Annotated in this window: 12 protein-coding genes, 1 tRNA gene and 1 pseudogene; 1 reads left to right on the top strand and 13 read right to left on the bottom strand. The window is 71.1% G+C overall.

Annotated elements, in window-relative coordinates:
* Positions 1–28 precede the first annotated feature (28 nt).
* The 13 genes and pseudogenes from ACZ79I_RS14855 to ACZ79I_RS14795 all read right to left on the bottom strand — a co-directional run.
* Positions 29–229 (bottom strand): annotated as a pseudogene (locus ACZ79I_RS14855) (S-(hydroxymethyl)mycothiol dehydrogenase); the annotation flags it as partial.
* 26 nt (positions 230–255) lie between these two features.
* Positions 256–1,458: an allantoate amidohydrolase gene (locus ACZ79I_RS14850; RefSeq protein ID WP_471497728.1), complete on the bottom strand. Its 1,203-nt coding sequence runs from the start codon at positions 1,456–1,458 to the stop codon at positions 256–258.
* Positions 1,451–1,897: a HutD/Ves family protein gene (locus ACZ79I_RS14845; RefSeq protein WP_471497726.1), complete on the bottom strand. Its 447-nt coding sequence runs from the start codon at positions 1,895–1,897 to the stop codon at positions 1,451–1,453. Before ACZ79I_RS14845 ends, ACZ79I_RS14850 begins: the two co-directional genes overlap by 8 nt.
* A gap of 1 nt (position 1,898) precedes the next feature.
* Positions 1,899–3,077: an NAD(P)/FAD-dependent oxidoreductase gene (locus tag ACZ79I_RS14840; RefSeq protein ID WP_471497724.1), complete on the bottom strand. Its 1,179-nt coding sequence runs from the start codon at positions 3,075–3,077 to the stop codon at positions 1,899–1,901.
* A complete protein-coding gene (locus tag ACZ79I_RS14835) occupies positions 3,077–4,420 on the bottom strand; it encodes an FMN-binding glutamate synthase family protein (protein ID WP_471497722.1) in 1,344 nt (447 codons plus the stop codon). The genes ACZ79I_RS14840 and ACZ79I_RS14835 overlap by 1 nt, the downstream gene beginning before the upstream one ends.
* 11 nt (positions 4,421–4,431) lie before the next feature.
* Positions 4,432–5,124 (bottom strand): glutamate synthase, encoded by a 693-nt coding sequence (locus tag ACZ79I_RS14830; RefSeq protein WP_471497720.1) that lies wholly within the window; start codon positions 5,122–5,124, stop codon positions 4,432–4,434.
* Positions 5,121–6,032 carry a class II glutamine amidotransferase domain-containing protein gene (locus ACZ79I_RS14825; protein ID WP_471497718.1) on the bottom strand — a complete coding sequence of 304 codons (912 nt, stop codon included), beginning with the start codon at positions 6,030–6,032 and terminating at the stop codon, positions 5,121–5,123. Before ACZ79I_RS14825 ends, ACZ79I_RS14830 begins: the two co-directional genes overlap by 4 nt.
* A 32-nt stretch (positions 6,033–6,064) precedes the next feature.
* Positions 6,065–7,396, bottom strand: coding sequence for a type III glutamate--ammonia ligase (glnT, locus tag ACZ79I_RS14820; RefSeq protein WP_471497716.1), 1,332 nt, complete (start codon positions 7,394–7,396; stop codon positions 6,065–6,067).
* Between the two features lie 419 nt (positions 7,397–7,815).
* Positions 7,816–9,159 (bottom strand): endonuclease domain-containing protein, encoded by a 1,344-nt coding sequence (locus tag ACZ79I_RS14815; RefSeq protein WP_471497714.1) that lies wholly within the window; start codon positions 9,157–9,159, stop codon positions 7,816–7,818.
* Between the two features lie 520 nt (positions 9,160–9,679).
* Positions 9,680–9,755, bottom strand: a tRNA-His gene (locus tag ACZ79I_RS14810).
* Between the two features lie 114 nt (positions 9,756–9,869).
* Complete coding sequence (gene orn / locus ACZ79I_RS14805; protein WP_471497712.1) at positions 9,870–10,472, bottom strand: oligoribonuclease; 603 nt, start codon at positions 10,470–10,472, stop codon at positions 9,870–9,872.
* 181 nt (positions 10,473–10,653) lie between these two features.
* Entirely contained in the window at positions 10,654–11,886 is a 1,233-nt protein-coding gene (locus ACZ79I_RS14800; protein ID WP_471497710.1) for a helix-turn-helix domain-containing protein, read from the bottom strand.
* 379 nt (positions 11,887–12,265) lie between these two features.
* Entirely contained in the window at positions 12,266–12,586 is a 321-nt protein-coding gene (locus tag ACZ79I_RS14795; RefSeq protein WP_471497708.1) for a hypothetical protein, read from the bottom strand.
* A 300-nt stretch (positions 12,587–12,886) separates the two neighbouring features.
* Between ACZ79I_RS14795 and ACZ79I_RS14790 the strand changes: the two genes are divergently transcribed.
* On the top strand, positions 12,887–13,414 hold the full coding sequence (locus ACZ79I_RS14790; RefSeq protein ID WP_471497706.1) for a universal stress protein: 528 nt from the start codon (positions 12,887–12,889) through the stop codon (positions 13,412–13,414).
* The last annotated feature ends 172 nt before the right edge of the window (positions 13,415–13,586 follow it).

Raw genomic sequence — 13,586 nt, 5'->3', positions numbered from 1 at the left:
CCCTGCCGGCAGAGGTCCACCACCTCACCGCGGCGGGACATGCCGCCGGGCCGACCTTGGTGCACTGCCCGGCCGCCACCAGGGTCTTCTCCGCGAACGCCCCGATGCCCAGGGCCGGTGACAGCTCGGTGCCGGCGTCCGGCCCGTCGGCCGGCGTCATCTTCTGGGTCGCATGGCGTGTGTGGAAGCAGTACTCGGGCTCGCCGCGGCGGCACGCCCGGCACTCCCCGCCCATCCTCGGGCTGCGCCTCCGTCTCACCGGCGGAGCAGTGACTCCAGGCTGCCGGCGAGCGCCGCGGCGCCGATCTCGGCGTCGGCGTCCTCCACCTGCTCGGCGGGGGCGTGCGAGACCCCCGTGGGGTTGCGTACGAAGAGCATCGCGGTCGGCACGTGGTCCTTGAGGACGCCGGCGTCGTGGCCGGCGCCGGTGCCCAGCTGCGGCGCCGCGTCGAGCACGCCGGCGAGCCGGTCGCGCAGCCCTGGATCGAAGTCGACGGTGGAGCTGAAGGACTCCTCGGTCACCTCCGCGGTGCAGCCCTCCTCCGTCGCGAGCCTGCCGGCGGCCCGCCCGACCTCGTCGACGAGGTGGCGGGTGACGGCGTCGTCGGGATGGCGTACGTCGAGCCAGAGGTCGACCCGGGAGGCGATGACATTGGTGCCGCCGGGCACGGGCACGAGCCGGCCGACGGTGGCCCGGGCGTCGGGGACGGCGCGGGCGAGGCGTTGCACCTCGGTCACCAGCAGTGCCGCGGCCACCATGGGGTCACGCCGGTCGGCCATGAGGGTGGTGCCGGCGTGGTTGCCCTCGCCGGACATGGCGATGCGCCAGCGTCCGTGCCCGAGGACCGAGGAGGCGACTGCCACCGGCCGGTCGAGGTCGACGAGGCCGCGCCCCTGCTCGATGTGCAGCTCGACGAAGGTGCCGATCCGCGCCAGCGTCTCGGGGTCCGGGCCGAGGTGTGCGGGGTCGAGGCCAGTGCGCCGGGCCGCCTCTGCGAAGGTGACGCCGTCGGTGTCGGTCAGCGACCGGGCCCGAGCGGGGTCGATCGCGCCCGTCAGGAGCCGTGACCCGAGGCAGGCCACGCCGAAGCGGGAGCCCTCCTCCTCGGGGAAGACGGCGATCGCGCGCCGCCCGGCAGCGCCGCGGGCGTCAAGTTGGTCGAAGGCGACCAGCGCCGAGGCCACGCCGAGGGGGCCGTCGTACGCGCCGCCGCCCGGGACGGAGTCGAGGTGGCTGCCGGTCACGACGGCCCCGTCCCCGACGCCGCCGTGCCAGGCCCAGATGATGCCGTTGCGGTCGGTTTCGACGTCGAGCCCGCGCTTTTGCGCGTGGGCGACGAACCACGAGCGCAGGTCGAGTTCGGCACTGGAGTAGACGGGCCGGGTGTAGCCGCCGCGCTGGGGGTCCGTGCCGACGTCTGCGATTTCGGCGAGCAGGGAGGAAACGGTGTCAGTCATCGGGTTCCTTGAAGAGTCGTACGTCGGCGGCCAGCTTGTCCAGCGGGACGGTGGCGTCGGCCGCGAGGCGAGGGGCGGCCGCCAGCCGGAGGGTCACCTGCGCCCGGCACACGCCCCGTCGCGTCATCACGTTGAGTGCCCGGGTGGGCGTGTCGAGGGCCACCGCGACCGGCGCCTCGCCGGCGAACCGCGCCTGGTCGCCGGCCGCGAGCCGCTGCTGCCGCCCGTTGACCGTCAGCCGCAGGGGGCCGAGCGCGACGAAGAGGCCATCGAGCCCCGGGAACGTCGAGAACGGCGCGTCGCGGTCCAGATCGGCCACGCTGATGCGCCACAGGACCCGGCCGGCCGCTTCTGTCCCGGTCGCGAGCTCCCGGGTGGCTCCGGCACCGTTGCGCCAGGGGGTCGGGGCCACCCGGGAGGGGCCGAGCAACCCGGTCACGTCACCGCATCTCGCCGGCACCGACATAGGGGTGCAGGCTGTTCAGCGGTTTGCCCTCGGCGAACCGTTCGAGGCGGAAGTCCGAGGCGGGGATGTCGGGGTCGGTGCTGTCGCCCTCGAACACCAGGTCGGCGACGAGGTCGCCCACGGCCGGGCTGATCTTGAAGCCGTGACCGGCGAAGCCGGCGGAGAGGATCAGGCCGTCGACGCCTCCGACCGGGGCGATCACGGGGTTCCAGTCCGGCGGGACGTCGTACACACCGGCGTAGGCGTGGGTGACCGACGGGTCGGGGAAACCCGGGAAGCGGTGCATCACCTTCTCCGCGTACTTCTCGATACTGGCCTCGCCGGCGATGTTGGAGTAGTTGTCGGGGTCGACGAACTTCTTCTGGAAGTCGGCGTGGTCGCTGTTGCCGACGAGGAACTGGCCCGCTCCCTCCAGTCGGCAGTACTGCAGGCTCACCAGGTCGGAGACGACCGGGAGGTTCGGCAGCGGCTCGCCGGCGTCGACGATGAGGAGCTCCGAGCGGTAGGCCTCGACCGGGAAGTCGATCCCGAGGCCGGCGAGCAGCTTCGCCGACCACCAGCCCGAGGCGACGACGACGATGTCGGCATCGACCACCTCACCGGCGTCGAGCAGGACACCCGTCACCTTGTCGCCCGCGGTGAGGACGCGGGCGACGGGGGTGTTCTGCCGGATGCGCGCGCCTTGGTCACGGGCCACCTGCCCGTAGTACAGGGCGAGTTGGGTGGCGTCCGCGAACCCGCCACGCGGTTCGTACGACGCCAGCGCGACGTCGCCGACCTCCATCATCGGCCACAGCCCGGCCAGCCGGTCGTTGTCGATCAGGTCGACGTCGATGCCGAGGCCCTGGTGCATGGCGGTGTTGGCCCTGAGCGGCTCGGCGTTCTCCTCACCGACGATGACGGTGTAGCCGACCTGGCGGAAGCCGACCCGGTCGCCGAGCTCCTCGAAGACCGGCAGGCTCCGCCACGCCATCGCGGCGATCGAGGGCACGCCGTAGTGCGCGCGGACGATCCCGCTGGACTTGCCGGTGCCGCCGCCGGCGAGCTGGTGCCGCTCCAGGACGAGCACGTCGGTGAGTCCGCGCTGCGTCAGTGCCCGGGCGATCGAGAGTCCGATCAGGCCGCCTCCGACGACCACTGCCTTCGTCGCCATCAGAACCCCCGGCCCGGGATCCAGGAGGTACCGGCGAGCGGGACGCGGGCCATGGCGGCCGCCTCGATGGAGGTGGCGACCATGTCCTCGGGTTCGAGGTGGGTGACGTGGGCCTTGCCGCAGGCGCGGGCGATCGTCTGGGCCTCCATGGTGAGTACCCGCAGGTAGTTGGCGACTCGGCGGCCGCCCTCGACCGGGTCGAGCCGCTGTTGCAGCTCCGGGTCCTGGGTGGTGATGCCCGCGGGGTCCTGGCCCGCCTGGAACTGGTCGTAGAACCCGGCCGCCGAGCCGAGCTTCTCGTACTCGGCGGCGTACTTCGGGTCGTTGTCGCCCAGCGCGATGAGGGCGGCGGTGCCGACGGCGACGGCGTCGGCACCGAGGGCGAGCGCCTTGGCGACGTCGGCGCCGGAGCGGATGCCGCCGGAGACGATGAGCTGGACGCCGTCCGGCTTCTTGTGGACGCCGAGTTCCTGGAGCGCCTGCACCGCCTGCGGAACGGCGGCGAGGGTCGGGATGCCGACGTGCTCGATGAAGACGTCCTGGGTGGCGGCGGTGCCGCCCTGCATGCCGTCCACCACCACGACGTCCGCGCCGGCGTGCACGGCGAGCTTGACGTCGTAGTAGGTGCGCGAGGCGCCGACCTTGACGTAGACCGGCTTCTCCCAGTCGGTGATCTCGCGGATCTCGTTGATCTTGATGGTGAGGTCGTCCGGGCCGGTCCAGTCGGGGTGGCGCGAGGCCGAGCGCTGGTCGATGCCGGCGGGCAGGTCCCGCATGCCGGCGACCCGCTCGGAGACCTTCTGGCCGAGCAGCATGCCGCCGCCGCCCGGCTTGGCGCCCTGGCCGAGGACGATCTCGATGGCGTCGGCACGGCGCAGGTCGTCCGGGTTCATGCCGTAGCGGTTGGGCAGGTACTGGTAGACCAGCGTCTTGGAGTGGCCGCGCTCCTCCGGGGTCATGCCGCCGTCGCCGGTGGTGGTGGAGGTGCCGGTGGCCGAGGCCGCGCGGCCGAGGGCCTCCTTGGCGTTGGCTCCGAGGGCCCCGAAGCTCATGCCGGCGATCGTCACCGGGATGTCGAGGCGGAGGGGGTACTTGGCGTTGCGTGCGCCCAGCACCACGTCGGTGCCGCACCGCTCGCGGTAGCCCTCCAGCGGGTAGCGCGACACCGAGGCGCCCAGGAAGAGCAGGTCGTCGAAGTGGGGCAGGGCGCGTTTGGCGCCCCCGCCGCGGATGTCGTAGATGCCGGTCTCGGCGGCACGCTGGATCGCGGCGATGGTGGCCCGGTCGAAGGTCGCGGACTCGCGCAGGCCGAGCCGGGCCCGATCATCGGAGGTGAGGGTCATCGGATCCTGCCTCAGTACTCGTTCTCGTAGGTGAAGTGGTAGAGCGTGCGTGCCGAGCCGTAGCGCTTGTACGACGCCGGGTCGTCGTCCTCGAAGCCGGCCGCCTTGAGCAGGCCTGCCAGCTCCTCGAGGTGCTCGGGCCGCATCTCCTTCTCGACGCAGTCGGCCCCGAGCGACTTGGCGGTGCCGCGCAGGTAGATGCGGGCCTCGTAGAGCGAGTCGCCGAGCGCGTCCCCCGCGTCCCCGCGGACCACCAGGCGGCCCTTCTGCGCCATGAAGGCGCTCATGTGCCCGGCGTCGCCGCCGACGACGATGTCGATGCCCTTCATCGAGATGCCGCAGCGGGCGCCGGCGTCACCGTCGATGACCAGCAGACCGCCGCGGCCGGTGGCCCCGGCCGACTGTGAGGCCGAGCCCGTGACATGGACGGTGCCGCTCATCATGTTCTCGGCCAGGCCCTGGCCGGCGTTGCCGTTGATGACGACCTCGGCCTGCTGGTTCATGCCGGCGGCGTAGTAGCCGAGGTGACCGTTGACGGTGACCTTGACCGGCGCGTCGAGGCCGACGGCGACGTTGTGGGCGCCGCGGGGGTTCTCGATCACGTACTCACCTTCGAGGCCCGCGGCGTGGAGCGCCTGGTTGACCTCGCGTAGGGGCGTGGTGCTCAGGTCGAACGCGGGCACTGCCTCGTCGGCGGAGCTCATGCCGACACCTCCTGACGGTTCCAGTGGTAGATGACCTCGGGCTCGGGCTCCCAGATCCGGGCGTTCTCGACGCCGGGCAGGTGGGCGAGTGCGCGATACTCCGACGCCATCGCCACCCAGTCGTCGGTCTCGGCGATGACGGCCGGCTTGCAGGCGACGGCGTCGCGGACGACCGCGAAGCTGTCACGGTTGGAGACCAGCAGGGTGTAGAAACCGTCGAAGGTCCTGGTCAGCTCGGTGAGCGCCTCGTCGACGCCCTTGCCGTCCGCGAGTTGGTGCGCGACGAAGCGGGCGCCGACCTCGGTGTCGTTCTCGGAGTCGAACTCGACGCCGGCGGACCGCAGGTCGCGGCGGATCGTGGCGTGGTTGGAGAAGGAGCCGTTGTGCACCAGGCACTCGCCCGGGCCCACGGCGTAGGGGTGCGCGCCCGACGACGTGACCGCCGACTCGGTCGCCATCCGGGTGTGGCCCACGCCCTGCCAGCCCTGCGCCTTCGCAAGGCCCCAGCTCTCGGCCAGCGCCCGGGGGGCGCCGACGCCCTTGAGGACGGCGAGGTCCTCGCCGAAGCCGCCGATGAGGACGTGCGGGTAGGCCTTCTTCGCGGCGGCCAGCAGCACCTCCGAGTCGATGTCGGCGCTGGCGAGCACCACGTTGTCGACGGTGACGGCCGTCACCTCGGTGCCGGCCTCGGCGCCGAGCGCCGCCGCGACCGTCTCGCCGGACAGGTCGATGTCGATCAGTGAGACCGAGCCCCTGCCGCGCGGCGACCAGTCCTCGTTGCCGTAGACGGCGATGCCCGCCGAGTCCGCGCCGCGGTCCTCCATCTCGCACAGCATCCCGGTGAGGAGCTCACCGAGCCGGGAGTAGAGCTCGGGGCTGCGCAGGTGCAACCCGACGATTCCACACATGGGTTGAGTCCCTTTCTCGGGGGTGACGGGCCTCAGAAGGCGGTGAGGTAGCGGTCGTGCTCCCAGCCGGAGACGGCCGCGTGGTAGGCGAAGAACTCGTCCTTCTTCAGGCTCGCGAAGTAGTCGGCGACCCCCGGGCCCGCGATGTCGAGGGTTCCCTTGACGATGTCGTCTGCCTCGAAGGCCTCGACGGCGTGCAGCAGCGTCAGCGGGAAGGGGGTCTCGGGACCGGTGCCGACCTCGCCGAGGGAGAGGCCGCTGGCGATGCCGTCGAGGCCGGCGTCCACGGCCGCGGCGATGGCGAGATACGGATTGGCCGCGCCGTCACCACCGCGCAGCTCGATGCGCTGGTTGTCCGGGATGCGCACGTAGTGGGTGCGGTCGTTGCCCCCGTACGTCGGCAGCTTGGGCGCCCAGGTCGCACCGCTCGCACTGGAGGCGACCGCGCCGGTCCGCTTGTAGGAGTTGACCGTCGGTGCGATGACCGCCTGTAGAGCGGTCGCGTGCTCCAGGATGCCGGCGACGAAGGAGTACGCCGTCTTCGACAACCCCAGACCGACCGAGTCCTCGTCGCCCGCGCTGCTCGCCGGGAAGACCGAGGTGTCGGTCGCGGTGTCGCGCAGGGAGAGGTGGAGGTGGAGGCCGGAGCCGGTGCGGTTGGCGAACGGCTTCGGCATGAAGGTCGCGATCATGCCCCGCTCCCGGGCGAGCACGTTCAGCAGGTAGCGGAGGGTGACGACTCGATCGGCCGTCGTCAGGGCATCGGCGTATCGGAAGTTCTGCTCGAACTGGCCGTTGCCGTCCTCGTGGTCGTTGGCGTAGTTTCCCCAGCCGAGCTGGTTCATCGCGGTGCTGATCGAGGTCAGGTGGTCATACATCCGGGTGACGCCACGCGCGTCGTAGCACGGCTGGGCCGCGACGTCGTCGCTGTCCGCCGGGACCAGGGCACCCGCCGCGTCGCGCTTGAGGAGGAAGTACTCCACCTCGGCGCCGACATAGGGAGCGAAGCCTGCGGCGGCCGCTTTGGCGACGACCTGCTTGAGGATCACGCGGGGAGCGAAGGGCCACGGCTCGCCCTCCACGTGGGGGTCGCAGTGGACGATCGCCAGGTGTTCCTTGACGAACGGGACGGGCGTGAAGGAGGCGGCATCCGGGATCGCCATCAGATCGGGGTCCTTGGGCTCCTGCCCGATCGCGCCGACGGCGTACCCGGCGAAGCCGACGCCCTCCGTCGCCAGCTCGTCGACAGCCTCGACAGGCACGAGCTTGGCACACGGCTTGCCGTTGAGGTCGACGAAGAGCGCCAGGAGGAACTTGGTGCCGCTGGCCTCGCAGAGAGCGGCCAGGTCGAGGTTGTCGGTCATGATGACTCCTCAAGTCGGGTTCACTGAAATGAATCAGTGTCTCCGCTGAGTAGACAGAGGGGATGTTTCGATGTCGTTTCTGAGTAGTTAGGTCTGGATCTCGCCGGTCTCGGATCCGGTCTTACGGATCGCACGGTCGATGCGCGTTGCGGCGGCCGTGCGACGAGTCGCCGTCGTCGACCGCGGCTCGCGCCGAGCCAACACCCCACCGCTTGTGCGATGGCGGCGATTCCACCGTGACCGAGTTGCAGGGCCTCCGCCCCGTACAGCAGTCGACGCTGACACTCGTTCAGATGCGGTGGCACCGTTCCCGGCTTCGCCCGCAACGGACCGATCAACTCATCGAAACGCCCCATACCATGTCGGCGAGTCGAAGTACCGGAAGCAACCCGTAGATCTTCGACGGCTCCGGTGCCCGCTCAGAACAGTTCTAGATCCTTGCCGCTGGTGTCCGCGATGACCGGCCGGGACTGGGCGGGGAGGCCGTCCAGGCGCTCAGGGCCGGCCGCGGTGGCCACGGCAGGGGCCGTCTCGGCCAACCAGGCACGAAACCGCTCGGCGGCTTCGCGGTAGGGGACTTGTGCCAGGACGCGGTGCTCGCCGGATGGGCAGAAGTCGACGGCGACGGTGAGAAGGCAGGAACGGGGTGCGTTCTGGCTGCCGGTCCAGGACACGCGCAGGACGCCGCAGGGCTTGCGCCCGCGGGGGGCGGGGTGGGTCGGGCGCAGCGGTCGGCAGGCTATGTGGGCGGTCCATGCGGCGAGATGTGGCAGGGGCAGGGTGGTGCGGGCGCGGCAGCCGGGGCAGCGGTGCCAGTGGCGGAGCCAGTCGTCGGTGTCGGTGTCAAAGAGGCGCGTGTAGCGGTTCGCCACGCGGATGTCGTTGGGGTACAGGTGGTCGGGGCGTTCTTGTGTGTTGCAGGACTGGCAGACGGGGGCGCGGACGTAGCCGTGTTCGTGGCAGTGGTCGAGGACGGCGGCGGGCGCGGCGCGGCAGACGGCGCACGTCCACCCGGCCACCCTGCGGGAGGTACCGGGCTTCCTGCTGAGTACCGAGTACAGCTGGCCTTCCAGCTCTTTGTTGTACGGGCGCGGTGAGGCGTTGGGGCCCTCGGGGCCCGTCGTCCGCCGGCCGTCGGCGGCTCGAACCCGCCGGGGGCGGGAGGGCGGCTCGGTGACGGCTGCGCCTGCCTGGCGGGTCCGCGCGGCTTGCACCCACTGCGTTTCGGTGTGCTCGGCCGCATCCAGCAGTCTGACCACAGCGCGCGGCAGCCACCACGTCCGCTGCGTCCCGTCGCGGGTCCGCTCCACGAGTATCTGTCGCCAGTCGATCCCCGCCAGATGGTGCGGGCGGTCGACTTCACGTCGTGCTGCCCGCTCGGGGCCGCCCCGCTCCTGTAGTTCCCTCGTGATGCGCTGGCGCCAGCGCAGCGGCGTTTCCTCGTTGCACTCCTGCCCCGGCGCCCTACGAAACGGACCGATGCGGACCAGGTCCTGCGGATCCATCCTCACCGCGTTCAGTTCCGCGCCCGCCCGGCGCACCTCAACCTCCGGAACACTCCACTGACCGCCGCTCGCCTTCACCGTTGCCACCACGTGGCCGCCGAGCAGGACGTACCCCACCCGGGCATGGGCAGGAGAGCAGGTGAATGCCCCAGAAGCCGTCGGCACAGCACTGTCGGCCGTCAAATTGACCCATAGAGCGTCCGCGGCACCCAGGGTGATCAGATCGTCCGTGCGACCGGGCATGACGCGCTCTGACATACCGACAGGCTAACGGCCTGCAACGAGCGAACGGTTCTCCAAGCCCCTCGGTCAGCGCAGAGGCACCGACATTCCTGTCGGCCGCAGCTGAGGTGGCTCGGCTGCCGGCCCTCGACAACGCGGCGAGCGTGCCGGAAGACCGGCGCGCGGTACCTGGCCCATGCGGTGCGCGAGCCACTACTCGAACGCGGCACCCTGCCCGAGGAGTTCTTCGCGCCGTTGATGGCCGCAGCCGTCTATGGCCCTGAGGCCAGCTTCTGCCGTTGGTTCATCGATCCCGCACTCTATGCGTTCGGGCGCCGGCGGGTTACGGCGGCACTTCTCAACCATGCACCATCGATGCCCGAAAGCTGCACAATATGTGACTGTACGCATACGTTGAGCGAGGTTCCATGCGAACTTACGGCTATCGCTCCTTCCCGGACGACTCGAATCGCGGGTGGATGGGCCGTGGTTCGGCCGTGGCCAAACGGCAGACAGGCCCATGACCTGCGTTTCCGCAGGTCATGGGCCTGTTTCGTGGGGTGAGTGACGGGACTCGAACCCGCGACATCCTGGACCACAACCAGGTGCTCTACCAGCTGAGCTACACCCACCACGACCGGCATTCTTGCAATGGTTTCCCCTACCGGCCGAGAAAAAGTGTACAGGGTCCGAAGGGGTGCTCGCGCCAGGCTTTCCCGGGGGCCCGGTGGGCCCTGCCGGGGCCGCTACCGCGCCGGCAGCACGTGTCTGGCCGCGATCGCGCGCGCCGTGTCCGAGTCGGGGCCCGGCTGCGGGACGAAGATCGCCTCCCGGTAGTAGCGCAACTCCGCGATCGACTCGCGGATGTCGGCCAGTGCCCGGTGGTTGCCGTTCTTCTCGGGGCTGTTGAAGTACGCCCGTGGATACCAGCGCCGGGCCAGTTCCTTGATCGAACTGACGTCCACGATCCGGTAGTGGAGGTAGTCCTCCAGGGTCGGCATGTCGCGGCTCAGGAAGCCGCGGTCGGTACCGACCGAGTTGCCGCACAGCGGGGCCTTGCCCGGTTCCTTGACGTGCTCCCGCACATACGCCAGGACCTGCTCCTCGGCGTCGGCGAGCGTCGTGCCGGCCGTCAGCTCGTCGAGCAGTCCCGAGGCGGTGTGCATCTGACGCACCACCTCCGGCATCGTCTCCAGCGCCGCGTCCGGCGGCCGGATCACGATGTCCACCCCTTCGCCGAGTACGTTCAGCTCGGAGTCGGTGACCAGCGCGGCCACCTCGATGAGCGCGTCGTCGGACAGCGAGAGACCGGTCATCTCGCAGTCGATCCACACCATGCGATCGTTCATGTGTCCCACCTTATGGCCCGCCCGGGCCGGGCGGACCGCCCCTGCGCACCGGGAAGATCGCCCGGGGCACGCGCGACGCTCTCCCGGGGACACGAAGGACGGGCGGGCTCCGCCGCGCGTACGACCTGCGTACGGCCTTGCGGATCCCGCCCGTCCTCGGCGGTGCGGCGGCGCTACGGTGCTACGGCGCGCTGCGCTGGCCGGGCACGCTCGGGCGGCCGGCCACGTACAGCTCCGGAACGTGTCTGCCGTGGTCCGTGGACAGGGACGCCGTGGGGCCGAGCGCGCTCGCGGCGGCCGTGCGGCGGGCCTGCAGCGGGACGGGGGCGGCCTCCTGCGCGACCTGCGGCGCCGACGGGCCCGTGGGACCGTCGGCGTCCCCGGACCGGTCACCCTGCGGGCGGCGCGCCCGGTACGCGGCCCGGTACGCGGCCGGCGACGAGCCGAGCTGGCGCCGGAAGTGCCCGCGCAGCGCGACCGGTGAGCGGAAGCCGCAGCGCCCGGCGACCTCGTCGACCGAGTAGTCGGAGGTCTCCAGCAGCCGCTGGGCCTGCAGCACCCGCTGGGTGATCAGCCACTGCAGCGGTGCGCTCCCGGTGAGAGAGCGGAAGCGCCGGTCGAACGTCCGCCGGCTCATGTACGCGCGGGCGGCCAGCGTCTCCACGTCGAACTGCTCGTGGAGGTGCTCCAGCGCCCAGGCGACGACCTCCGCGAGCGGGTCGGCGCCGATCTCCTCGGGTAAAGACCTGTCGAGGTAGCGCTCCTGGCCGCCGCTGCGGCGCGGCGGGACCACCAGGCGCCGGGCGAGCGCGCCCGCCGCCTCGTTGCCGTGGTCCGAGCGCACGATGTGGAGGCAGAGGTCGATGCCGGCCGCCGTGCCGGCCGACGTCAGGACGTCTCCGTCGTCCACGAACAGCTCGCGTGGATCGACGTGCACCGACGGATAGCGCTTGGCCAGCGTCGGCGCGTACATCCAGTGGGTGGTGGCCGGCCGTCCGTCCAGCAGTCCGGCGGCGGCCAGTACGAAGGCGCCGGTGCACAGCCCGACGATTCTGGCGCCCTCTTCGTGCGCCCGGCGCAGCGCGTCGAGCGATTCCTCCGGCGGCGGCGAGGTGATCGACCGCCACGCCGGCACCACGACGGTGCCCGCCCGCGAGATCGCCTCCAGCCCGTACGGTGCGGTGAGTTCCAGGCCCCCTGTGGTCCGCAGCGGGCCTTCCTCGCCACCGGCCACCAGCAGTCGGTAGCGCGGCACTCCGGCGTCCTGGCGGTCAATCCCGAACACCGAAAGCGGTATGGAACTCTCGAAGATGGGGCCGCCGCTGAACAGCAGCACCGCGACGATCTCCTTGCGGCGTCGCCCGGAAAGCTTCCGGGCCGCGGCGTCCGGCGCGGCAGTGGAGTCGTGGCTCATCCTGCTAAGCCCCCCTCGGTGGTCGCGGCTCCTCGGTTGTGTCGCTCCTGCACGTTTCCCCTCGGTCCTGCACGAGTCCCCCGCCGTAAGACAGTCATGATCGAATCTACTGTGTTCCCGTGGTGCCGGGGTGACCAGTTCACCATCCGGCACATTGTCGACATGGCAACTTGGCGTGAAGCATTCGATCACGAAGCGTTGCACTCGTGGGCCGTGCAGGGAAGTGCGCCTCGCCCCGGTGGCCAATCCCCATAGGGTGCGTACGCCCTTCAGGACCCTTTCGGTGCAGGTCGAACGGGGGGTGAGGGGGCGTTCGAGCGGGTGATGCACAAGGGGTAGAAGTTGGCTGAAAAGAAGCGGGGGCGTGCGCGGAAACCGGTCAGTCGACCGGAGTGTTTCCCCCGCTGTGCCGACCGCCCCTGTGCGCCCCCGTTCCGGTCCTGCTGTGCCGTCCGCGGTGGGGCGCGCGCTCCTCGGCGGCCAACCGGGCGGCATGCCGCTCGGATTCCCGCAGCAGCAGCCGGCACACCCAGGTGATGGTCGCCAGGCCCAGCGCGGTGCTGATGGCGCCGGCGGGCGAGGTGCCGTACCAGACGAGGACCACGGGCACGAGCACGCAACTGAAGGCGGCCCAGCGGACCACGTCGCTCGCGGTGTCCGGTGCGGGGCGCTGCGGAGGGGCGGTGCGGGGTCCGGACACGGCGTGCTCCCTGGGGCTGTGGTCACCGGATTCAACGCGCGCCCGACCGCCCGGTCACTGCCGGACGGACCCCGGCGGTGGTCGAACCCCGTGCGAACCGGCTGTACGGGGCAGCAACCGTTGCGTTACGGGCGTCCCCTCGTGCATGCTCCCTGGAACCCCCGTGCAGGGTGCGCGGGATCTGGGCTAAGGAGGCGTGCCGCCGTACCCTTGGGGGTATGGGGTTGGGAAGATGTTTCCCGGACACAGCTCCGCCGTACAGTGTCGTCCCACCCAGAGGATCACAACGCCGAGACACCCATGGCCGGTCACGAATTCTTCGATCCCGCGGACCGCAAGCGCCGCGTCGCCGACCCCACGGCGGCCGGGCCCGAGGCGGCGGAAGAGTCACGCCCGTCCTGCGACCCCGCCTTCAAGCACGGCGTGGTGGTCGGCTTCGACGGCTCCACCTCCAGCGAGCGCGCCCTCGCGTACGCGATCGGCATGGCCCACCGCTCCCGCTCGGGGCTGATCATCGTCCATGTCGCCAACCGGCTGCCCACCACGGTGTGGGCGGGCTGTGAACCCCCGGTCTTCGTCGACGTGCCGGACCACCGCACCGAGGTCCTCGGGCTCGAACTCGCCTGTGCCGACCATCTCGCCGAGGTGCCGTGGATCCTGGTCGAGCGCGGCGGCGACATCTGCCACGAACTCGAAGAGGTGGGCCGGGAGTACGAGGCGGACGCCATCGTGGTCGGCTCCACGCACGGCATCGTCGGCCGCATCTTCGGCTCGGTCGCCGGCCGGCTCGCCAAGCGCGCGCAGCGGCCCGTGATCGTCATTCCCTGAGTCCTCCGGGCCGCCGTCCCGCCGCATGATTACGGTCACCGCGCCGTCCCGCACGCGCGCCCGGCGGCGCCCCGCTCCGTCGTCCCGGCGTCGCCGTTCCGCAACTCCCCGTCGTCCCAGGTGAGATGAGCCACGGCCGGCGGCCGCCTGCCGGTGGCATCGCGGGGAATCT

This window comes from Streptomyces sp. PSU-S4-23 (assembly GCF_055632315.1).
This window is presented reverse-complemented; position numbering and strand designations above follow the sequence as displayed.